21 protein-coding genes and 1 pseudogene are annotated in these 19,451 nt (G+C 63.2%); 11 read left to right on the top strand and 11 right to left on the bottom strand.

What is annotated here, in order from left to right; genetic code table 11:
• The 5 genes from ACQ66J_RS07555 (at nucleotide 1) to ACQ66J_RS07535 (ending at nucleotide 2,925) form a co-directional block, all read left to right on the top strand.
• Entirely contained in the window at nucleotides 1–567 is a 567-nt protein-coding gene (locus ACQ66J_RS07555; protein WP_430432241.1) for a DUF2244 domain-containing protein, read from the top strand.
• Nucleotides 512–1,462 carry a methylated-DNA--[protein]-cysteine S-methyltransferase gene (locus ACQ66J_RS07550; RefSeq protein ID WP_430431118.1) on the top strand — a complete coding sequence of 317 codons (951 nt, stop codon included), beginning with the start codon at nucleotides 512–514 and terminating at the stop codon, nucleotides 1,460–1,462. The genes ACQ66J_RS07555 and ACQ66J_RS07550 overlap by 56 nt, the downstream gene beginning before the upstream one ends.
• Before the next feature lie 10 nt (nucleotides 1,463–1,472).
• Complete coding sequence (locus tag ACQ66J_RS07545) at nucleotides 1,473–2,030, top strand: hypothetical protein (protein ID WP_375547722.1); 558 nt, start codon at nucleotides 1,473–1,475, stop codon at nucleotides 2,028–2,030.
• 21 nt (nucleotides 2,031–2,051) lie between these two features.
• The gene (locus ACQ66J_RS07540) at nucleotides 2,052–2,516 is read left to right on the top strand and encodes a VOC family protein (protein ID WP_430431117.1); all 465 of its coding nucleotides are present in this window, start codon (nucleotides 2,052–2,054) and stop codon (nucleotides 2,514–2,516) included.
• Nucleotides 2,517–2,619: 103 nt separating this feature from the next.
• The gene (locus ACQ66J_RS07535) at nucleotides 2,620–2,925 is read left to right on the top strand and encodes a hypothetical protein (protein ID WP_375547723.1); all 306 of its coding nucleotides are present in this window, start codon (nucleotides 2,620–2,622) and stop codon (nucleotides 2,923–2,925) included.
• A gap of 2 nt (nucleotides 2,926–2,927) precedes the next feature.
• Here ACQ66J_RS07535 and ACQ66J_RS07530 read toward each other — a convergent pair whose 3' ends face one another.
• The 6 genes and pseudogenes from ACQ66J_RS07530 to ACQ66J_RS07505 form a co-directional block, all read right to left on the bottom strand.
• Nucleotides 2,928–3,971: a hypothetical protein gene (locus tag ACQ66J_RS07530; protein WP_430431116.1), complete on the bottom strand. Its 1,044-nt coding sequence runs from the start codon at nucleotides 3,969–3,971 to the stop codon at nucleotides 2,928–2,930.
• Complete coding sequence (dapB, locus tag ACQ66J_RS07525) at nucleotides 3,964–4,782, bottom strand: 4-hydroxy-tetrahydrodipicolinate reductase (RefSeq protein ID WP_375547725.1); 819 nt, start codon at nucleotides 4,780–4,782, stop codon at nucleotides 3,964–3,966. Before dapB ends, ACQ66J_RS07530 begins: the two co-directional genes overlap by 8 nt.
• A 76-nt stretch (nucleotides 4,783–4,858) precedes the next feature.
• On the bottom strand, nucleotides 4,859–6,046 hold the full coding sequence (gene dnaJ, locus ACQ66J_RS07520; RefSeq protein ID WP_375547726.1) for a molecular chaperone DnaJ: 1,188 nt from the start codon (nucleotides 6,044–6,046) through the stop codon (nucleotides 4,859–4,861).
• A 91-nt stretch (nucleotides 6,047–6,137) separates the two neighbouring features.
• Nucleotides 6,138–8,147: pseudogene (gene dnaK / locus ACQ66J_RS07515) on the bottom strand (molecular chaperone DnaK); the annotation flags it as partial.
• A gap of 141 nt (nucleotides 8,148–8,288) precedes the next feature.
• Nucleotides 8,289–8,639, bottom strand: a complete 351-nt coding sequence (locus tag ACQ66J_RS07510) for a hypothetical protein (protein ID WP_430431115.1) — start codon at nucleotides 8,637–8,639, stop codon at nucleotides 8,289–8,291.
• 21 nt (nucleotides 8,640–8,660) lie between these two features.
• Nucleotides 8,661–10,160, bottom strand: coding sequence for an FMN-binding glutamate synthase family protein (locus ACQ66J_RS07505; RefSeq protein ID WP_430431114.1), 1,500 nt, complete (start codon nucleotides 10,158–10,160; stop codon nucleotides 8,661–8,663).
• 93 nt (nucleotides 10,161–10,253) lie between these two features.
• Between ACQ66J_RS07505 and ACQ66J_RS07500 the strand changes: the two genes are divergently transcribed.
• The 3 genes from ACQ66J_RS07500 (at nucleotide 10,254) to ACQ66J_RS07490 (ending at nucleotide 12,226) form a co-directional block, all read left to right on the top strand.
• Complete coding sequence (locus ACQ66J_RS07500; protein ID WP_430431113.1) at nucleotides 10,254–10,871, top strand: alpha-ketoglutarate-dependent dioxygenase AlkB; 618 nt, start codon at nucleotides 10,254–10,256, stop codon at nucleotides 10,869–10,871.
• A gap of 107 nt (nucleotides 10,872–10,978) precedes the next feature.
• Nucleotides 10,979–11,347: a YMGG-like glycine zipper-containing protein gene (locus ACQ66J_RS07495; protein ID WP_430431112.1), complete on the top strand. Its 369-nt coding sequence runs from the start codon at nucleotides 10,979–10,981 to the stop codon at nucleotides 11,345–11,347.
• A gap of 153 nt (nucleotides 11,348–11,500) precedes the next feature.
• A complete protein-coding gene (locus tag ACQ66J_RS07490; protein WP_430431111.1) occupies nucleotides 11,501–12,226 on the top strand; it encodes a hypothetical protein in 726 nt (241 codons plus the stop codon).
• 70 nt (nucleotides 12,227–12,296) lie between these two features.
• Here ACQ66J_RS07490 and grpE read toward each other — a convergent pair whose 3' ends face one another.
• Together grpE and hrcA are read right to left on the bottom strand one after the other, a co-directional pair.
• Complete coding sequence (gene grpE, locus ACQ66J_RS07485; protein WP_430431110.1) at nucleotides 12,297–12,917, bottom strand: nucleotide exchange factor GrpE; 621 nt, start codon at nucleotides 12,915–12,917, stop codon at nucleotides 12,297–12,299.
• Between the two features lie 62 nt (nucleotides 12,918–12,979).
• A complete protein-coding gene (hrcA, locus tag ACQ66J_RS07480) occupies nucleotides 12,980–14,047 on the bottom strand; it encodes a heat-inducible transcriptional repressor HrcA (protein ID WP_375547733.1) in 1,068 nt (355 codons plus the stop codon).
• 129 nt (nucleotides 14,048–14,176) lie between these two features.
• On the opposite strand from hrcA, the gene rph reads away from it, so the two are divergent.
• Nucleotides 14,177–14,893, top strand: coding sequence for a ribonuclease PH (gene rph / locus ACQ66J_RS07475; protein WP_107711918.1), 717 nt, complete (start codon nucleotides 14,177–14,179; stop codon nucleotides 14,891–14,893).
• 21 nt (nucleotides 14,894–14,914) lie between these two features.
• Here the strand turns inward: rph and ACQ66J_RS07470 are convergent, their stop codons facing one another.
• The gene (locus ACQ66J_RS07470; RefSeq protein WP_375547734.1) at nucleotides 14,915–15,142 is read right to left on the bottom strand and encodes a helix-turn-helix domain-containing protein; all 228 of its coding nucleotides are present in this window, start codon (nucleotides 15,140–15,142) and stop codon (nucleotides 14,915–14,917) included.
• A gap of 18 nt (nucleotides 15,143–15,160) precedes the next feature.
• Entirely contained in the window at nucleotides 15,161–15,712 is a 552-nt protein-coding gene (locus tag ACQ66J_RS07465; protein ID WP_430431109.1) for a DUF2975 domain-containing protein, read from the bottom strand.
• 438 nt (nucleotides 15,713–16,150) lie between these two features.
• On the opposite strand from ACQ66J_RS07465, the gene rdgB reads away from it, so the two are divergent.
• The gene (gene rdgB, locus ACQ66J_RS07460; protein WP_375547736.1) at nucleotides 16,151–16,756 is read left to right on the top strand and encodes an RdgB/HAM1 family non-canonical purine NTP pyrophosphatase; all 606 of its coding nucleotides are present in this window, start codon (nucleotides 16,151–16,153) and stop codon (nucleotides 16,754–16,756) included.
• Complete coding sequence (gene hemW / locus ACQ66J_RS07455; protein ID WP_430431108.1) at nucleotides 16,753–17,913, top strand: radical SAM family heme chaperone HemW; 1,161 nt, start codon at nucleotides 16,753–16,755, stop codon at nucleotides 17,911–17,913. The genes rdgB and hemW overlap by 4 nt, the downstream gene beginning before the upstream one ends.
• Here the strand turns inward: hemW and ACQ66J_RS07450 are convergent.
• Nucleotides 17,910–19,379 carry a penicillin-binding protein activator gene (locus ACQ66J_RS07450; RefSeq protein ID WP_430431107.1) on the bottom strand — a complete coding sequence of 490 codons (1,470 nt, stop codon included), beginning with the start codon at nucleotides 19,377–19,379 and terminating at the stop codon, nucleotides 17,910–17,912. The genes hemW and ACQ66J_RS07450 overlap by 4 nt on opposite strands.
• Nucleotides 19,380–19,451: the final 72 nt, after the last annotated feature.

Below are 19,451 nucleotides of genomic sequence, written 5' to 3'. Positions count from 1 at the left end.
ATGGAACGTCGCCGGATTTATGAGACCTGGCCTGCAGACCCTTCAGCCCCGCCGCTGGCTGAAGATGAAGCGCTGTATATGGACGCGCAGGTGCAGCCCAACCGATCCTTGCCCAATCCCGGTTTTATCGCGCTGATGATCGCCATGGCCGTGATCAGCTTTTCCGCCGGAATCGGCTTCATGCTGATGGGCGCCTGGCCTGTCCTGGGCTTTTTCGGTCTCGATGTGTTCCTGATCTGGCTGGGCTTCAAGATGTCCTACCGCGACGGTCGCCGCATGGAGACGATCAAGATCACGCGCCGGGAAATCCGCATCACCCGGCGCTATCCGACCGGCCATCTCACCCAGTTTATCCTGCCCAGCGCCTGGACCCGGGTCAGCGTCGAAGGTGAGGGCGAACCCGATGTACAGGCGCGGCTGAGCGCCATGGGCAAAAGCCTGATCATCGGCAGCTGGCTGTCTCCCAAGGAGCGCGAAAGCCTGGCGGACGCCGTCCGCAACGCGCTCGAGGATGCGCGTCGGGCACGCGGGCCGCAGCTGGCGCAAGAATCAGGTGGCGGCGCCTGAACGCGACCGGCACTGTGCGTTCATGACGACCGATTTGCCCCTTAACGCCGATCCCGACAGCCTGCAGACCCGCGCAGCGGATTATGAGCGCGTGACCGCAGCGCTCGATTACTTGTCTGAGCACTGGCGCGACCAGCCCGACCTCGCCGCCGCTGCGCGGGCCGCGGGCCTGTCCCCGCATCATTTCCAGCGCGTCTTCACCCGCTGGACCGGCGCGAGTCCGAAAAAGCTGGTTCAGGCCCTGACCCACGCCAGCGCCCGCAAATTGCTTGTGGACGGGGCGAGTGTTCTGGATGCAGCGCTCGAGACCGGCCTGTCAGGTCCGTCGCGCCTGCACGATATTTTCATCGCCGAAGAAGCCGCCACGCCCGGCGAGGTGAAAAGCGGCGGATCCGGGCTTGATTTCAGCTATGGCTTTGCGCCTTCCCCCTTTGGAAGCGCCGTGTTCCTGATCGCGCCCCGCGGCCTGTCCGGGCTGGCCTTCTGCAATCGAGGGGAAGAAGACGAAGCCTTTGATGACCTCGCCCGGCGTTTTCCGATGGCGCGCTTCGTGCGAGATGACGCCCGGGCGCGCGACTGGGCGGGCCGGGTGTTTGACGCCCAGGCTGGAGAAGCCCCTCTGCCGCTCGCGCTCTATGGGGCGCCGTTCCGCCGACAGGTCTGGCGGGCCTTGCTGGCGATTCCCCCCGCCCGCACGGTCAGCTATGGCGATATCGCCCGCGCGGCGGGACGCGACAAGGCGGCGCGGGCGGCGGGCGCAGCCGTGGGCGCGAACCCGATCAGCTGGCTTATTCCCTGTCACCGCGTGCTCGCCGCAGACGGCCGACTAACCGGTTATCACTGGGGTCTCGATCGTAAGCGCGCAATGCTCGCCTATGAGGCCGCGACGGGTTAAAACCCGTCCCATGTTTGATCTGTCGCTATACATTCTCGGGGGCGTTTTCGTCCTGTTCATCCTCGCCAGCCTGAGCCGCTGGGCCTTCGCCGTGCGCGGACTGACCCAGGAAGCGACGCAGGAATACCAGACGCGGTGCGCGGAAAAGCCCGCCAGCGTGCGCGGGGTGAGCCAGGACGCGTTCGTGCGCCTGTTCGTCACCTGCTTTCAGCCGCGCTGGACGCTCTACGCCGCCGCAGCCGCTGCGACCGCCATCATTGTCAGCCCCGCGGCGCTTCTGGCGGTGCCGGCGCTCTATGACGTGATCTGGCGCGCCAACGGGGCGCCGGACTGGGGCGGACGCACGGGCTATGTCTTCATGTTCTCGCTCTTCTTCGGCGTCGTGTTCATCTGGGCGGCTTTGGCGGCCTTCATTGCGCGCCTGCACCATTTGCGCGCGCCTGAACCGTTCAACCACGCTCTGGCGCGGGCGCGCGGCGAGCCCATTGAAGACACCGGATGGCGGCCCCGCCCCAAATGGGCGCGCAAGATCAAGATCGACACCGCCGATTCAGAGACCGACAGCTAAGCCCCTCAAAAGGAGCCCCACATGCACTTTCTGCATTCCATGGTGCGCGTCACCGATATTGACGCCTCACTGAAATTCTATTGCGACGGTCTGGGCCTCAAGGAAGTGCGCCGCAGCGAGAACGACGCCGGACGTTTCACCCTCGTCTTTCTGGCCAGCCCGGATGATATCGCCAAATCGGGCGTGAACGCAGACTCAAAGCTTCTGCCCAAAGGCGCGCCGATGATCGAGCTGACCTATAACTGGGACCCTGAGCCCTATTCCGGCGGCCGCAATTTCGGCCATCTGGCCTATGAGGTGAAAGACATCTACGCCCTGTGCGCCCGCCTGGCCGCCATGGGTTATGTCATCCACCGCCCGCCGCGGGACGGCCGGATGGCGTTTGTCAAAAGCCCCGACGGCATTTCAGTGGAGCTGTTGCAGCAAGGCGAGGCGCTGGAGACCTCAGAGCCTTGGGCCAGCATGGAAAACACCGGCAGCTGGTAAGAGCGTCAGCGCTCAAAGGCCCGCCTGCATGGCGGGCCTTTTTTCAGACCTCTTGACGTTCCACAATGTTCCGCTTATGTTCTACTTCATAAGGAGTGGAACAATGGCCTATGCAACCAAGTCCGCAGGGTATGCGCGCAACGCCGGCAAGCGCTGGCGTGGCGAGGATGTGAAGCTGCTCAAGGCGCTCGCGCGCCAGGGCGCCAGCCTGCGTCTGATCAGTTTGAAACTAGGCCGTCCTGACAGCGCCATTCGCACCAAGGCCGCCGCGTTGGGCCTGACGCTCAAAGCGCCCGCCCCCATGGTCGCACCGCCGCCAAGCCGCACGCTCACCCGTCTGCGGCGCCCCGCCCAGCGTATGGACTTTGAAACCCTGACCCGTCAGCCGGACCTGTTCGGGCACGCCTGAGCTCAGGAGACGCGGTTGAGCACAAGTTCAGCCGCCGCCGAGCCAAACCAGGCCAGCACCGGGATAAAGCCATAAAGCGCCAAGCGCCGGGTCACAGGCGCGGAGATCGGCCAGACCGGAAGTTTCTCAAGCCATGTTTCATAGGCGATCAGCTCGGACACCGGCGCCGCCTCGCCGGGCGCTCCGGTCACCAGAATATTGGCGCGCGCTTGAATACGCTCCCGAACGGTCTTGAGCGCCTCGTCGCGAACATCGGAACACTTTCGCACAACGGGCCCTATGGTGGTCGCAAAGGCGTAACCCGCCGCCAGCAAGGCGAAGCCCAGCGCCGTCGCCGAGATCAGAGCCGGCGTTGATTCCACGAAAAACAGCAAGATGACCGCCGTCATCACCAGCCAGGCCAGCGCCCCGCGCAAGGCCAGCCGACCAAACACCTGATTTTGCTCCAGATGCGCCAGATCGACCTGAAGATGGTTTTCCACCAGGCGCTTCATCTCGCGATCCTCATACCGGACCATATAGCCGCCCCGCGCCGCGAGCCCGAACACCACCGTGTTCATGATGGCGAAAAAGGGCGAGATGGAGGTCCAGTAGTCACGCCACGGCATGTTGGGCGGGTTGAGAAGCCAGATATTGACCAACAGGCCGACAATCCCCCCGATCGCGAAGGCCACAAGAGAGGTCCGCGACTGACGCCGCGTCGGCCCAATGGCGATCTGTTCGGCCTTGTCTTGCCCTGCAGCGTCCAGAACCGCACGCACCTGGGGTAGAGAGGCGCGCCATTGCGCCTGCGTGATCGCCGGCATGGTCGTGGCCACGCCGAAAATCAGGCAGATGACCAGCGCCGCCCAGGCCGCCGGATTAAACCGCACGCCCTGATCCGCAGGCTCGATGATCGGCTGGCCCACCTGCATTGAGAGCAAGAGATAAAAGCCATACAGGCTCAGGCTGACCAGCACGCCGTTCAGCACGGGAGGCAAAGGCGACACCTGGTGCAGCCGAACCTCCAGATAAGGCCCGCGCAGCGTGTCAGCCTTATCAGTCACCCAGAACGTCCTGCATGGAATACAGCCCCGGCGCCTTGCCCTTGATCCAGCGCGCCGCCTCCAGCGCGCCCTGGGCGAAAATAAACCGGTCATAGGCCTTGTGGGAAATACTGACTTCTTCAAACGCCGAGAGGAAACGCGCCTCGTGTTCGCCCACCACGCCGCCGCCACGAATGGCGGAAAATCCGATCGCGCCCATCGGGCGATGCCCATCATGGCGCGGTCGGTTGAACTGAGCGACGCTGTCCAGATCAACGCCCCGCGCGCGCGCCGCTGTTTCGCCCAGGCTCAGGGCCGTCCCCGAGGGCGCATCCGCCTTGCGCTTGTGATGCGCCTCAATGATCTCGATATCAAAGTGCTCCGCCGCCAGCGCCTTGGCCGCCTGGGCGAGCAGACGCTCCACCAGAGCTACGCCGAGAGAGAAATTGCTCGCTTGAAGCACGGGGATGACTTCGGCGGCTTGATAGAGCGCCGCCTGCTGCTCGTCATCCAGTCCCGTTACGCCGGTGACCAGGGCGCGATGGCCCATGGACGCCAGTCGCGGCGCGATCGCGCTTGTCACTTTGGGCAAGGACGCGTCGATCAGCACATCGGCCTGATCCGTAGCCTGTTCCAAAGAGACGACAGCTTCGATCCCCATGAACCCGGCGGCGCACATCTCCCCCAGATCTGCGCCCAGATTGGGAGAGTCAGAGCTGACCATGCCGCCGACCAGCGACAAGTCATTGGCGCGGATCACTTCTGTCGCGATGGCGCGCCCCAACCGGCCGGAAATACCGGTGACTGCGATATGAATGCTGGATTCTGACATGACGCCCCCTCACAACCTAACGATTGGTCATCGCGCGATTGCGTGAAGAAAGCGTAACGCCCCTTATGCGAAGCGATCAGGCTTCGGGGCGCTGGCCGTGCTCGTCTTCGCCGTTGAGATCATCCCAGAAGCGCCGAACCTTGTTAAAAAACCCGTCGCTTTCAGGGTTGCAGCCATCGCCGGAGATCTCGCAGAACTCGCGCAGGATTTCTTTCTGCCGCTCGGTCATCTTGCGCGGGGTCTCCACAAACAGCTCCACATACATGTCGCCGCGGGCGCCGCCGCCATTGAGCTTGACCATGCCCTTATTGCGCAAACGCATGCGCTCGCCGGTCTGGGCGCCTTCAGGAATGCGAATCTTCACCTTGCCGCCATCAATGGTCGGCGCGTCGATCTCGCCGCCCAAAGCCGCCGTCACCATGGACACAGGCGCGCGGCAATACAGATTGGGGCCGTCGCGCTCGAACAAGTCATGAGCGCCGACAGAGACGAAGATATACAGATCGCCCTTGGGTCCGCCGCGGGCGCCCGCCTCGCCTTCCCCGGCCAGACGAATACGCATGCCGTCTTCAACACCGGCCGGAATCTGGACGCGCAGATCGCGGGTTTTGCGCACCCGGCCCGCCCCGTCGCATTCCTGACAGGGTGTTTCCACGTAAGAGCCGCGTCCGCCGCAGGTCGGGCAGCTCTGCTCCATGGTGAAAAAGCCTTGCGTGCGGCGGATACGACCCGCCCCGGCGCACGTCTCGCACGTGGTGACGCCTGTGCCAGGCTCTGCGCCATCGCCGTCACAGCGCTCGCAGGTCACGGTGGTGGGCACACGGATATTGGCGTCCTTGCCGTGATAGGCTTCTTCCAGGCTGATCTGCATGTCATAGCGCAGATCAGAGCCGCGCGCGGGTCCGGACCGACGCCCGCCGCCGCCCCGGCGTCCGCCGCCCATGCCGAAGGCGTCGCCAAACACCTGTTCGAAGATATCGGCGAAATCCGCTGATCCGGCGCCGCCGCCAAACGGATGGCCGCCGCCTGCGCCGCCTTGCTGGAAGGCCGCGTGTCCCATGCGGTCATAGGCGGCGCGCTTGTCCTCTTCAGACAGGACAGAATACGCCTCGCCCACTTCCTTGAATTTGGCTTCGGCTTCGGCGTCATCCGGGTTCTGGTCGGGATGGTATTTCATCGCCAGCTTGCGATAGGCCGATTTGATCGCCTTCGCGTCCGCGTCCTTGGCGACGCCCAGAACCTCGTAATAATCGCGTTTGCTCATGCGTAGGGTCCGCTTGCTTGACGTTTAGACAGAAGCAGCGCGGCCCCGCCCCGGGTGCGGGACGGGGCCGCGCGCCGCGTCTGGATCAGACTTAGGCGCTCTTCTTGTCGTCGTCGTCGTCCTTCACCTCAGTGAATTCTGCGTCGACCACGCCTTCTTCAGCGTCGGAATCCGCTTTCGCAGCGGCTTCACCGCCATCCGCCTGCTGAGCCGCGTACATGGCTTCGCCCAGCTTCATGGCCGCTTGCATCAGGGCCTGCGTTTTCTGCTGGATGACTTCAGGATCTTCGCCGTCCTTGACGTCTTCCAGTTCCTTGATCGCATCTTCGATCGCGGATTTGTCTTCCGCGGACACCTTGTCGCTGAACTCCTCGACCTGTTTCTGGGTCTGGTGGATCAGCGCTTCAGCGTTGTTTTTCGCGTCCACAAGCTCACGGCGTTTCTTGTCCGCGTCGGCATTGGCTTCGGCGTCTTTCACCATCTGATCGATGTCGCTGTCAGACAGACCGCCAGAGGCCTGGATGCGGATCGCCTGTTCCTTGCCGGTGGCCTGGTCTTTCGCCGACACGTTCACAAGGCCGTTTGCGTCGATGTCGAAGGTGACTTCGATCTGCGGCATGCCGCGCGGCGACGGCGGGATGCCCACGAGGTCAAACTGACCCAGAAGCTTGTTGTCCGCCGCCATTTCGCGCTCGCCCTGAAAGACCCGGATGGTCACAGCGGTCTGGTTGTCGTCCGCGGTGGAGAAGGTCTGGGACTTCTTGGTCGGGATCGTGGTGTTGCGGTCGATCAACCGGGTGAACACGCCGCCCAGGGTCTCGATGCCCAGAGACAGCGGGGTCACGTCCAGCAGCAGCACGTCTTTGACGTCGCCCTGCAGCACGCCCGCCTGGATCGCGGCGCCCATGGCGACCACTTCATCGGGGTTCACGCCCTTGTGCGGCTCGCGGCCGAAGAAGCCTTTCACCGCTTCTTGCACCTTGGGCATGCGGGTCATGCCGCCCACCAGCACCACATCGTCGATCTCGGAGGTGGAGACGCCGGCGTCTTTCATCGCAGCCTTGCACGGCTCGATGGTGCGCTTGATCAGGTCTTCCACAAGGCTTTCCAGCTTCGCGCGGGACAGCTTCATGTTGAGGTGTTTCGGGCCAGAGGCGTCAGCCGTGATGAAGGGCAGGTTTACTTCGTAGGACGAAGCGGACGACAGCTCTTTCTTCGCTTTTTCAGCCTCTTCCTTCAGACGCTGCAGGGCCAGCTTGTCCTGGCGCAGGTCGATGGAGGCCTCTTTTTTGAACTCGTCAGCGAGGTAGGAGACGATGCGCATGTCAAAGTCTTCGCCGCCCAGGAAGGTGTCGCCATTGGTGGCTTTCACTTCAAAGACGCCGTCGCCGATCTCGAGCACGGACACGTCAAAGGTGCCGCCGCCCAGGTCGTAGACCACGATGGTGCGGTTATCACCCTTGTCGAGGCCGTAGGCGAGCGCCGCAGCGGTCGGCTCGTTGATGATTCGCAGCACTTCCAGGCCGGCGATCTTGCCGGCGTCCTTGGTGGCCTGACGCTGGGCGTCGTTGAAGTAAGCCGGCACGGTGATGACGGCCTTCTCGACGGTCGCGCCCAGATAGCTCTCGGCGGTTTCCTTCATCTTTTGCAGGATGAAAGCGGACACTTCGCTCGGCGCGTATTTCTTGTCACGGCCTTGAACCCAGGCGTCGCCATTCGGGCCTTCCACGATGCCGTACGGCACCATGTCCACGTCTTTCTTCACGGTCGGATCGCTCATGGTCCGGCCGATCAGGCGCTTGATGGCGAAGAAGGTGTGGTCCGGGTTGGTCACGGCCTGACGCTTGGCCGGCTGGCCGATCAGGCGCTCGCCGTCCTCGGTGAAGGCGACCACGGAGGGGGTGGTGCGCATGCCTTCGGCGTTTTCGATCACCTTGGCCTGGTCACCGTCCATGACGGCGACGCAGGAATTGGTGGTCCCAAGGTCAATCCCGATAACTTTGCTCATCGCGTGCGTCTCTCCTGTTTTAGCGGCGGGGCGGGGCGGGGTGGTGAGAAGCCCGAAGCGCTTCCCTCTCGCCGGAGCCGCCCCCCTATTTGCTCGCGTTCAAATTTTCAACAACTTGGTCCGCAAACGACTGCTCTTGGACCGCTTTGATGGTCTTCACTGTCACGACTTCGTGAAAAGCCATGCGTGTCATGGGGCGATTTAGGAAGGCGGGTGCGGGGGTGCAAGGGCTGCTTACGCATTCAGGCGGTTATGTCGCCCTATCCGATGCAGCGCCAGCACCGCGCCGAGGAGGAAAACGGGTGTGAAGATCCAGGGCGTATTGCGCGCGATCGCTTCGGGCAGGAACAGAAGGTCCCGGCTCCAGACGCCCTCTGGCGTATCCGTCAGGGCGCGGGCCCAGCTTTGAAAGACACATTCGCCATCGTTCAGGAGCAGGCCCAGTCCGATCACGATCGGCACGCCCAGCGTCACAATCAACAGCTTGCGCGCCCGCCCGGTCAGCGCAAACACCCACACGCCGAGAATGCACAGCACCGCCAGCACATAGATCAGGGAATGCGCAATCTGGATCAGAACAATCATCGGACGCCTTTTCGGCAAGCCTTAGCGTCTCGGCTCCACCTCGGGATAGGGCATGATCTCATCAAGCTGCCGGGTCGTTCCGTCCGCGCCCACCACGCGCACATGTTTGCGTTTGAGCGCGCGGGGCTCTGGCACGCCGCACGAATGGGCGATCATCTCCACATCCTTGATCACCGCCTGGGCGTATTCCGCCGCCTTGATCGATTTTTGCTTGGGTTGAAGCCCGCGCTGGAGCGATTTCTTGTGCGTGGTGACCCCCGTCGGACAGGTGTTCTTATCGCATTTGAGCGACTGGATGCAGCCGATCGAGAACATGAAACCACGGGCGGAGACCACGGCGTCCGCCCCCACCGCCAGGGCCCAAGCGACGCCGGACGGGGTGATCATCTTGCCTGAAACCACAAGGCGTATCCGGTCCTTGAGCCCTTTGCGGATCAGGATGTCACACACCAGCGGCAGCGCCTCGCGCACTGTCAGACCCACATTGTCCATCAGCGGCATGGGCGCGGCGCCGGTGCCGCCATCGCCGGAATCAATGGTGATGAAATCAGGCGCGCTCTCAATCCCGCGCTCCCAGATCAGATCGCACAGCTCCTCCAGCCAGCCATAAGCGCCGATCACTGTCTTGATGCCCGTGGGCTTGCCGGTGACGCTGCGCACATGGGCGATGAAATCGAGCAGCGAGCCATTGTCGAAGATTTCAGGATGACGATTGGGGGAGACAGAATCCCTGAACGGTTCGATGCCGCGAATCTTCGCGATTTCCCGGTTGACCTTCTCGCCCGGCAACAGGCCGCCCTTGCCCGGCTTGGCGCCCTGGGCGAGCTTGACCTCGAACATCCGCACCGTGTCATGAGCGGCGATCTCGCGCAGCTTGTCGTCAGACATCAGCCCGTTTTTGTCCCGCACGCCGTATTTGGCCGTGCCGATCTGGAAAACGATATCGCCCCCGCCTTCCAGATGCATGGGGCTCACCCCGCCTTCGCCGGTGTTCATCCAGATCCCGGCCTTCGCCGCGCCCAGCGACAACGCCCGCACGGCGGGTTTTGACAAGGCGCCATAGCTCATGCCGGAGATGTTGAAGACCGAAGGGGCCAGATACGGCTTGTCGGCGTAGGGGCCGAACTCGCAAGGCTGGGTTTGCGCCACATCCTGCTCGAGCACCGGATAGGGGCAGTTGACGAACAACACTGTGCCTGCAGGCGTCAGCAGTTTGGTCGAGCCGAACGGGATGATATTGCCATGGCCCTGGCTCATCCGGTTCACCGCTTCACGTTCGGCGCGGTTGAAAGGCAATTCCTCGCGATCGAGCGCAAACATATAGGTTCGGAAAAACTCGCCCAGCCGGATGAACAGCGAGCGGAACCGGCCCACAACCGGATAATTGCGGCGCACCGCGTCAGCGCGTTGATTGGAATCGATCAGCCAGAACAGTACGATCAGAGCGGCGACCACGCCGACCAGGACGATGAAGAGCTGCGCCATCACCCCCAGAATATCCAGCACCCAGGACGGTATCATGTCTTCCCCCGCAACAAAGCTGCTCCAGCCTAGACCGGCGGGCCGCAAAGCTGAACCAGGCTGGCGAAGACGTGACAAGGACGTGATCACGCCATGATCGAAACACCAGATGGTTTCGCCCTTCACACGGGCTGGTTTGACCGCGCCGCGCAACACGCGCTGGCGCGAGAAATTTTAAAGCGTATCGCGCGCTCGCCGCTGTATCAGCCGTCCATGCCGCGCACCGGCAAACCCCTGAGCGTGATAATGACCAATCTGGGTCCTCTGGGCTGGATGACCGACAAGCAAGGCGGCTATCGCTATCAGAGCCGTCATCCGGTCACCGATGAGCCTTGGCCCGATATTCCCGAAACCCTTCTCGCCTTGTGGGAGGCTGTTTCCGGCTGGCCCGATCCGCCCCAGGCCTGTCTGGTGAACTGGTATGGCCCCGATGCGCGCATGGGGCTGCATGTGGATGCAGATGAAGACGCGAAGACCGCGCCGGTCGTATCCGTCTCCTTGGGCGATTCAGCCCGCTTCCGACTGGGTGGCCCGACCCGCAAGGGGTCGACGCGCTCCCTGCGTCTCAATTCGGGCGATGTGGTCGTGCTGGGCGGGGAGAGCCGGCGCTTTCATCATGGCGTGGACCGGATTTATGCCGGCAGCTCGACGCTGCTGCCGCCAGACTGGCGGCCGGGACGCCTCAATCTGACCCTGCGGCGAGTGAACTAGATTTTCAACAAACCGACACGTCCGGGCCTTGTTTCCGCCCAGCTTGTCCTGACATGATTAATTGAAGCGTCCGGCTGGGAAAGGGCGCGAGCAAAGGAGTTTGCGCCATGACTAAAGGTCTTATCGCTATCATGATCGCTGCGCCGCTGGCGCTGACCGCTTGTGCGACCAACCAGGGCGTTCGCGGCGCGGGTGTGGGCGCCGGCGTCGGGGCGGTCGCAGGTGCGATCATCGGCAATAATGTGGGCTCGGGCAACGCTGAAACCGGCGCGCTGATCGGCGCGGGCGTCGGCGCTGCAGCGGGCGCGGTCTATGGTTGCACCCGTCCGGGCGGCTGCGGCTATAACGCCAACAATCCCAATCATTCAGAGCTGATCTACGACCAGTATTCGGGCCGGTCCTACTATACCGATTACCGCACCGGCGACACGTTCTGGCAAAACGGCGAGCCGCGGACCCGCGCCCCGCGCCGCTAGGCTTTCACACAGCACACTGCAACAGGGCGGCGCGTTGCGCCGCCCTTTTTGTCGCCAGGCAAGGGCAAACACGCCCAAAATAGGGTAATATTTCTATTAACTTTCCCTCATCGGTTGATATGGTGAAGCGATCAATCAGCTCTGGGGGCGTTCATGATCCGAATTCTTTTCAGTCTCGCCGCGGCGGCCTGTCTCACAGGCTGCAGCTCGTTCAGCGACGCGGTTGACGGGATGCCGCAATGGCGACCCTTGGCGCTCTCTGCTGAAACCGCACGCAGCCTGCAGATCAACCATACCGGCGACGAACCGCTGGAGGCGTCGGCTGTTCTGGCTGCCCGCGCCAGCGCGCCGCGAAACGACCGTCTGGACCGCGCCACGGCCATGCTGCTGATTGCGGAATCCGACCGGCAGTGTGACGAGTATTTCGCCTCCATCACCACCACCGCCAACACCACACGCGCCTCGCTCAGCCTGGTGGCGCTGGGCACCTCAACGGCGGCCGGCCTGTCCGCGCCGCAACGCAGCGCCAACTTGCTGGCGGGCATCTCCACCTTCTTCACCGGCGCGCAAAGCACGCTCGAAGAAACCATTCTGGAGAGCCAGTCGACGCGCACGCTGCAAAGCGCCGTGCGCTCACGCCGGACCGAAATGCGCACGGAACTCAGCCAGCGCATCCTCGCCAGCGATGGAGAGGGCGCGTTGACGCTGATTTCAGGCCATATCCAAGATTATCATGCGCGCTGCGGCCTGGCCTATGGCCTCGACGCGGTGTCTGAAGTGGTCACGGAATCCGTCAACACCGCCGAGGATCGCGGGCGTGACGCGGCTGAAGCAGCCGAGCAAAACGTCCAGACTCTCCGAGATGAGGCGACACGCTAACGTCTCCTGAGGGCATGAAAAAAGGCGGCTCGCTGAGCCGCCTTTTTTGATTGCGTTTCAAACGCCGCGATCAAGCGCTGACGTCGACGCCGCCTTCGGCCTCCCCGCCTTCAGGCGGGTTGGCGGGGCCGGCGCTGACCACCACCATGGCGGCGCGCAGCGTGCGATCACCGATCTTGTAGCCGGGCTGCATCACATGGGCGATCGCGCCCTTGGGCTGATCCGCCGGGATCTGGGCGGCGGCCTGGTGCATATTGGGGTCGAGCGCATCGCCGGGGGATGGCTCGACCTTTTTGACGCCATGGCGCTCCAGGGACGACAGAAGACGACGCTCGGTCATCTCCACGCCTTCCAGCAGGGTTTTCAGCGCTTCGCCCGCTTCGGACTTGGATTCCTCGCTGATCGACTGCAAAGCGCGCGACAGATTGTCGGCCACGTCCAGCATGTCGCGGGCGAAACCGGTCACGGCGTAAGCGCGCGTGTCCTTCACCTCGCGCTCGGCGCGCTTCTTGGTGTTTTCCATCTCCGCCAGCGCGCGCAGCAGCTGGTCCTTGAGGTTGAAAATTTCCTCAGCCGGATCGGGCTCTTCAGACGCGGTGTCTTCCGCTTCGGCCTTGGCGGCGAGCGCAGCGTCAGCTTCAGCGTTCAGTTCAGCGTCTTCGGTTTCGGGGGTCTGGTTTTCGGTGCTCATACGTGCGGTCATTCAAGGCTAGAGGGGCGATCGTCAACCCAAAGGTTCACCAAGGCGGGCGATTATCGCGGCCCGGCCAGAAGCCGGCCGACCATTTGGGCGGTGTAATCAACAATGGGGATGACCCGGGCATAGTTCAAACGCGTGGGGCCGATCACCCCGATCGCGCCGATGATCTGGTTCTCTCGATTTCTGTAGGGCGCGACGATCACCGACGATCCCGACAGCGAAAACAACGGGTTCTCGGATCCAATAAACAGACGCACGCCCTGCGCCTGCCGCGCTTCGTCCAGCAGCGACAACAGGCCTTCCTGCCGCTCGATATCATCAAACAGCAGCCGGATGCGTTCCAGATCTTCCGCCGCCTCGACGCTTTCCAGCAGCCGCGACTGGCCGCGCACGATCAAGGTACGTTGCTCGGGTCCCGCCCAGTCGGCGAGACCGGCCTCCACCAGCGCGGACGCTGCGCCGTCCAGCTGGGCCTGTTTGGCGGAAATCTCTTCGCGAATGGCGCTGAGCGCTTCGGCCAGGGTGCGGCCCCGAAGCCGGGCGGACAAATAATTGCCCGCTTCGATCAACGCCGCGGGCGGCAGGCCGGGCGGCGGACGCATCAGCCGGTTTTCGACATTGCCGTCTTCGGTCACCAGAACCGCGAGCACTTCTGTGGGCGACAGGTTCACGAACTCCACATGGCGCAAGGGCGCGTCCTGGGCCGGGCTCGCCACCAGACCTGCGCCGCCCGCCAGGCCCGATAGAAGGTTCGAAACTTCTGACAGAACATCTTCAGGACGGCGACCCACCGCAGACACGCGGGTGTCGATCGCGGTGCGGTCATCCGCCTCCAGATCCCCCACCTGCAGCAAGCCGTCCACAAACAGGCGCAAGCCGGCATGCGTCGGCATGCGGCCAGCGGACACATGCGGCGAGGCCAGCAAGCCCGCCGATGTCAGATCCGCGAGCGTATTGCGGATCGAGGCCGGCGACAGATTGAGCCCGGACGTCTTGGACAGGGTGCGCGAGCCCACCGGCTCGCCGGTATCCAGATAGGTCTCCACCAGATCGCGAAAGATCGAGCGCGAGCGCTCATCAAGCGCCATCAGGCCGGAGGGAGAAGACGGTGGATGGGTCATCACGCTTTCAGAGTTAGTGTCGCTCCCCGTCCGGCGCAATCACCAAGATTGCGCGCAAAGCGCTTTGCGCCATCGCGTTCGCTCGGTTAACACGAGAGCCACAGACACACGAACATTCGGAGATGACCCATGCGCCCTGAAGGCCGCCAACCCGACGCCCTGCGCCCGCTCAGTTTTGAAATGGGCTGGTCGCCTTACGCCGAAGGCTCCTGCTTGATCAGTTTCGGCAACACCAAAGTCTTGTGCACAGCGTCCGTGGAAGAAAACGTGCCGCCCTGGCTGCGCGGTCAGGGCAAGGGCTGGGTGACAGGCGAATACGCCATGCTGCCCCGCGCCACACATCAGCGAAATCGCCGGGAAGTGCAATCGGGCAAACCGTCTGGCCGCACTCAGGAAATCCAGCGCCTGATCGGCCGATCCTTGCGCGCGGCGGTCGATCTCAAAGCGCTGGGCGAACGTCAGATCGTGGTTGATTGCGATGTGCTGCAGGCTGATGGCGGCACCCGCACCGCGGCGATCACTGGCGCCTGGCTCGCTCTGAAAGCGGCCGTCGCTTACCTGATGGAAGAAGGCGTTCTGAAAACAGATCCGGTCATCGCTCAGATCGCCGCGGTCTCGGCGGGCGTCGTGAACGGCGACTGCGTGCTCGATCTTGAATATGAAGAAGACCGGGTGGCGGAAACCGACGCCAATTTCGTGCTCACATCCACTGGCGGCGTGATCGAGGTGCAGGCCACTGCCGAAGACACCCCGATGACCCAAAGCCAGTTTGATCAGATCTTCGCCCTGGCGCGCCGGGGCGTGACCGATCTGTGCGCGGCCCAGCTCAAAGCGCTCGGTCAGTAAAATCGGGAGTCAGGCGGATGGCTAAGCGCTGTCCGCCTCTTCCTCTTCGTCCTCAAACACAAGAAGATCAGCGGGTTGGCAATCGAGCTCGCGGCACAAGGCTTCTAAAGTAGAGAAGCGCACAGCCTTGGCCTTGCCGGTTTTCAGGATCGACAGATTGGCCATGGTGATGCCGACGCGGTCGCAGAGCTCGGTCAGCGACATGCGGCGGTCCAGAAGCATACGGTCCAGGGTGACGCGAATGGGCATGTGTGTGATCCGCGCTCCCTAAATTGTCAGTTTCTGTTCTTCACGCATGCGAGTGCCTTCGCGGAAAATTTCCGCCAACACAAGCATGGCGAGCACAGCAAACCAGGCGCCCAGATTCAGGCTGAATTCGGGAACGACGCGGGCGCCGCCTTCAACGGGGCGGCCCAACAGGGTGATCATCAGCGACAGCACGCCATGCGCGCCGTAATGCAAAAGCTGATAGACGGCGATGCCGATGGCGATCGCGCGCAAATGATTGGAGTTTTCCTGAACGAACGGATCGCCGGCGATCAAGGTCGCCATGATCCGGCGCAACCGGTCCACCACGAAGGTGACCGCCGCCAGCGCGGCGATGGCGAGCGGCAGGGCGAGCACCACATCCATGGCCAGAAACTGGCGGATGCTGAGCGGCAGTTCAGAGCCAAAGCCCAAAAGGCGGGAAATCCCGCCAAACACGATGAGAACGATAATGAGACTGGCCAGCCCCAATACCGCCCAAAGCAGATAATAGACGATGTCGAGGAGGATCTTCAGCAATGAAGCCAGCGATCCCTGACCCAGCGTCTTCATACATCCCCCAAGGGCTTGTTGGCTGGATCGTCGACCGGGCGGCGAGACATCTTCCGCGAGGGGAGGAACGGCGTGTCTCGTCTCACCCGGCCTTCGATCCGGACATTCATTAACCGACCAGCGAGCTGACCGCAGCGGCCATACCGGCGAAAACGCCCGCCACCAGAGCCAGATTGATCACCATTGCGATTGCACTGTGACCGGCATTGTTTTTGGACCTGACCATCTCATACTCTCCTAAGTCTCTTGTTCGACCAACCAGTTTCCGAAGCCGTTCCGATCCTTTATCGCCGGGGGTCTTCGGTGTGGTCCGGGGTGTTTCCCCCTCGCCACGAATATCTATGTAGCCCACGCCCTATCGCTTCGCAACAAAAAAATATCGAAAATCGATATGAATTTTTCGAAAGGCGATATGTACGGATGAAAGGACACCCCTCCATGACCCTTTTCTCGACGGCTCCCAAATGGGCGATCGCCAGCCATAACAAAGGAAAAATCAAAGAGATAGCTGAGCTGATCGCGCCTTATGGACTGGCTGCGGAAGGGGCGGATTCGCTGGGTTTGCCCGAGCCTGAAGAGACTGAAAAAACTTTCACAGGCAATGCGCTTCTGAAAGCGAAGGCCGGCGCCGAGGCCTGCGGACTGGTGTCTCTGGCCGATGATTCCGGACTTGAAGTCACGGCGCTCGACGGCGCGCCAGGCATTTATTCCGCTCGCTGGGCCGGCGAGCCGCGCGATTTCAGCGCCGCGATGGACAAGGTCCGCACAGAGCTGGAAGCCCGCAAGGCGACGGATTACAGCGCCCGCTTTGTCTGCGCCCTGGCGCTGGCGCACCCGGATGGCGAGACCCGCGTCTATGAAGGCGAGGTGCGCGGCCATCTCACCTTCCCGCCACGCGGCGACAAGGGGTTTGGCTATGACCCGATTTTCATTCCTGTCGGTCATGAGCTGACTTTCGCGGAGATGGATCCGGCGATCAAACACGCCATGAGCCATCGCGCCCATGCCTTCCGCCTTCTGGTCGAGGATGTGTTCGGCGCATGAGTCCCGCTCCTGCACGCCTGGGGCTTTACGTGCACTGGCCCTATTGCGCGCGCATCTGCCCGTATTGCGACTTCAACGTCTACAAGGCCGCCCACGCGCAGCCCGAAGCGCTGCTGGCCGCCATGCTCGACGATCTGACGCACTGGCGTGAGAGGCTTGGGCCGCGCACGATCCACAGCGTGCATTTTGGCGGCGGCACGCCCTCTTTGATGGAGCCCGCGGCCATCGCCGCCATTCTTGAGCATGCTGATGCTCTGTTTGGGCTGGAGCCGGGCTGTGAGATCGGGCTGGAAGCCAATCCGATGGAGCATGAACGTTTCGCCGGCATCGCCTCGGCCGGGGTCGAGCGCATGTCGCTGGGGGTGCAGGCGCTCGATGACGCCAGCCTCACACGTCTCGGTCGCGATCATGACGCGCGTACAGGGCTACAGGCGCTAGAGAGCGCGCAGAACCTTTTCAAACGGGTGTCGCTTGATCTCATTTATGCCCGCGAGCACCAGACCCCAGACGACTGGCGCATCGAGCTGGAGACCGCGCTTGGCTTCGGGACCGGCCATATGTCGCTGTATCAGCTGACCATCGAGCCCGGCACGGCGTTCGAGCGCAAACTCAAGCGCGGCGCGCTCGCCCCGCCTACGGACGACGCGGCGGCGGACATGTATGCGCTGACGCAATCTGTCTGCGCGGAGGCGGGCCTGCCGTCCTATGAGATTTCCAACCACGCCCGAAGCCGGCGCGATCAGTCGGTGCACAACCGGCTCTATTGGGAAGGCGAAGACTGGATCGGCATCGGGCCGGGCGCACACTCACGCACGGGCGGGTTCGATAGCGGCGGACGGGAAGGCGCGGCGGCCCAGCGACGCCCGGACGCCTATATCAAAGGCGTCGCCGCAGGAGACGCTCATGAACGCGAGCAGCTGAACGCCGAAGCGGAGCTGACGGAACGCTTGCTGATGGGCATCCGGCTCACCGAGGAGGGACTGGACCTTGATCGCCTGTTCGCGCGCACCGGGCTGGGACCTGACCCAGGCGGGCTTGAGCGCATGACCGCCCAGACGCTGATCACACACATCGGGTCAAGGCTCGTCCTGACAGAGTATGGACGCGCGTTCGCCGACCATGCGGCCGAAGCGCTGATCCCGGATTTCGACGCCTAGAAAGCCGGTTCGGAGACCGGCTTGTCCATCATGTCCGCGCCGGACATGTCATCATCAGACATCTCAGCCGGGCCGAAACGTTCCGGCGCAGGATCGAGCACCCGGAACCCGCCGCCGCGGACTGTATACACGGCGAGGCCACGCTCGATCGTGCCGTCAGCGCGGAATCGGAACAATCCGTCCACGCCGACAAATCCATCGGCGCCTGTCAGACGATCTGCGCCATAACCGCCCTCAGCCAGCAAGGCCGCCAGCGATGCGGCGTCATAGCCCAGCCCCGCAAGGCGAGACGGCGTGGCGCCATAATACTCTTCAAACACCTGTTCAAAGCGGGTGCGGGCCTCTGGGTCAGGGCCAGCGAAATAGCCATGCGCCAGCGCCGGTTCCCGCGCCAAGGAGTCGTCGAGCCATTGGCCGGTGCCGACAAACTTCACCAGAAGCGGGTCGATATCCTGATACAAAAGCACCGGCGCCAGCATGCGTAGCTGATCACCGCCTTCAGGCAGCAACACCACCTGGAAGGCGGATCCCGGAGACGGCGCCCAATTGGCCCCGCTCATCACCGCCGCCTGCGCCGGATCGAGCTCTTCAACACCCACTGTCGCCAGACGCGCCGCCGCTTCGGTCATCGCCGATACGCCGCCATCATAAAACTGGCTGGCCACCAGACCGGTGTCGAAGGTGCGTTCGACCATCACGGTTTCGGCGTCTTCCTCGTCAGAAACCGGCTCTTCCAGCATCACCGTTTCAGGCAGCGGGAAGTCACCCAGCAAGTCTTCAATGGTTTCCGCGTAAGCGGCCTGGGTCACCTGGCCATAAGCCGAGGCCGGGCCGATGAACGCGAAACGGGTCGCGCCCAGCGCGCCCACATATTCCGTCACCCGGCGCACTTCTTCATCGGGTGGGAAACTCAGCTGATAGACGCCATCACCCGCCACAGCGCTGGAAGACGACAGGCTGAGCATCGGCACGCCTGCGTCACGGGCGGCGCGACCGGCTTCAGCGACGGCGTCTTGGAACAAGGGACCGATGATCAGATCGGCGCCGTCTGAAATGGCGGATTGAGCGGCGGTGCGAGCCGTTGCAGGGTCACCGGCCGTATCCTTGGGCAACAAAACGAGATTGGGTCCGCCGCGTTCAAACACCGCCAGCTCTGCAGCGCGCAGCAATTGCGCCGCTTCGCTTCTGGCCGCAGACGATGACGCGCTGAACGGCAAAAGAAGCGCCACCCGCACAAGATCAGGCTCACCTTCCAGAAAGGCGGGCGTGTATCCACGATCCGCCAGTTCGACCGGCAGCGTTGCGGGCGCAGGCGGCGCACCGACCACGGGGCGATCTGGCACGGTCTGGATCGGAGCACTGGGCGCGGAGGCCGTACAAGCGCTGAGCACAAGGGCAGCACCAAGCGCCCCAAGCGCGGCGCCGACTCGCGTCTTGCCCGCTGCAGGTGTACAGTTTTCAACCATGACGGCCACCTCTTCCCCCCGACCGGCGCATTGCGACGCCGCCCTTGTCCGCGCTGAAGCTAACCGCGGGCT

The organism is Oceanicaulis sp. (genome assembly GCF_965284345.1).
GTDB classification, from domain to species: Bacteria; Pseudomonadota; Alphaproteobacteria; order Caulobacterales; family Maricaulaceae; genus Oceanicaulis; species Oceanicaulis alexandrii_A.
Note: the sequence above shows the minus strand (reverse complement) of the source record. Positions and strands in the feature narration are given on the sequence as shown.

Coding starts and splice junctions, on each gene's coding strand:
- ACQ66J_RS07490 (WP_430431111.1), top strand. CDS start 11,501: ATGATCCGAATTCTTTTCAGTCTCGCCGCGGCGGCCTGTCTCACAGGC.
- ACQ66J_RS07540 (WP_430431117.1), top strand. CDS start 2,052: ATGCACTTTCTGCATTCCATGGTGCGCGTCACCGATATTGACGCCTCA.
- dnaJ (WP_375547726.1), bottom strand. CDS start 6,046: ATGAGCAAACGCGATTATTACGAGGTTCTGGGCGTCGCCAAGGACGCG.
- hemW (WP_430431108.1), top strand. CDS start 16,753: ATGAGTCCCGCTCCTGCACGCCTGGGGCTTTACGTGCACTGGCCCTAT.
- ACQ66J_RS07505 (WP_430431114.1), bottom strand. CDS start 10,160: ATGATACCGTCCTGGGTGCTGGATATTCTGGGGGTGATGGCGCAGCTC.
- ACQ66J_RS07510 (WP_430431115.1), bottom strand. CDS start 8,639: ATGATTGTTCTGATCCAGATTGCGCATTCCCTGATCTATGTGCTGGCG.
- grpE (WP_430431110.1), bottom strand. CDS start 12,917: ATGAGCACCGAAAACCAGACCCCCGAAACCGAAGACGCTGAACTGAAC.
- ACQ66J_RS07465 (WP_430431109.1), bottom strand. CDS start 15,712: ATGAAGACGCTGGGTCAGGGATCGCTGGCTTCATTGCTGAAGATCCTC.
- rdgB (WP_375547736.1), top strand. CDS start 16,151: ATGACCCTTTTCTCGACGGCTCCCAAATGGGCGATCGCCAGCCATAAC.
- ACQ66J_RS07555 (WP_430432241.1), top strand. CDS start 1: ATGGAACGTCGCCGGATTTATGAGACCTGGCCTGCAGACCCTTCAGCC.
- ACQ66J_RS07495 (WP_430431112.1), top strand. CDS start 10,979: ATGACTAAAGGTCTTATCGCTATCATGATCGCTGCGCCGCTGGCGCTG.
- ACQ66J_RS07470 (WP_375547734.1), bottom strand. CDS start 15,142: ATGCCCATTCGCGTCACCCTGGACCGTATGCTTCTGGACCGCCGCATG.
- dapB (WP_375547725.1), bottom strand. CDS start 4,782: ATGTCAGAATCCAGCATTCATATCGCAGTCACCGGTATTTCCGGCCGG.
- ACQ66J_RS07550 (WP_430431118.1), top strand. CDS start 512: ATGCGCGTCGGGCACGCGGGCCGCAGCTGGCGCAAGAATCAGGTGGCG.
- ACQ66J_RS07535 (WP_375547723.1), top strand. CDS start 2,620: ATGGCCTATGCAACCAAGTCCGCAGGGTATGCGCGCAACGCCGGCAAG.
- ACQ66J_RS07545 (WP_375547722.1), top strand. CDS start 1,473: ATGTTTGATCTGTCGCTATACATTCTCGGGGGCGTTTTCGTCCTGTTC.
- hrcA (WP_375547733.1), bottom strand. CDS start 14,047: ATGACCCATCCACCGTCTTCTCCCTCCGGCCTGATGGCGCTTGATGAG.
- ACQ66J_RS07500 (WP_430431113.1), top strand. CDS start 10,254: ATGATCGAAACACCAGATGGTTTCGCCCTTCACACGGGCTGGTTTGAC.
- ACQ66J_RS07450 (WP_430431107.1), bottom strand. CDS start 19,379: ATGGTTGAAAACTGTACACCTGCAGCGGGCAAGACGCGAGTCGGCGCC.
- rph (WP_107711918.1), top strand. CDS start 14,177: ATGCGCCCTGAAGGCCGCCAACCCGACGCCCTGCGCCCGCTCAGTTTT.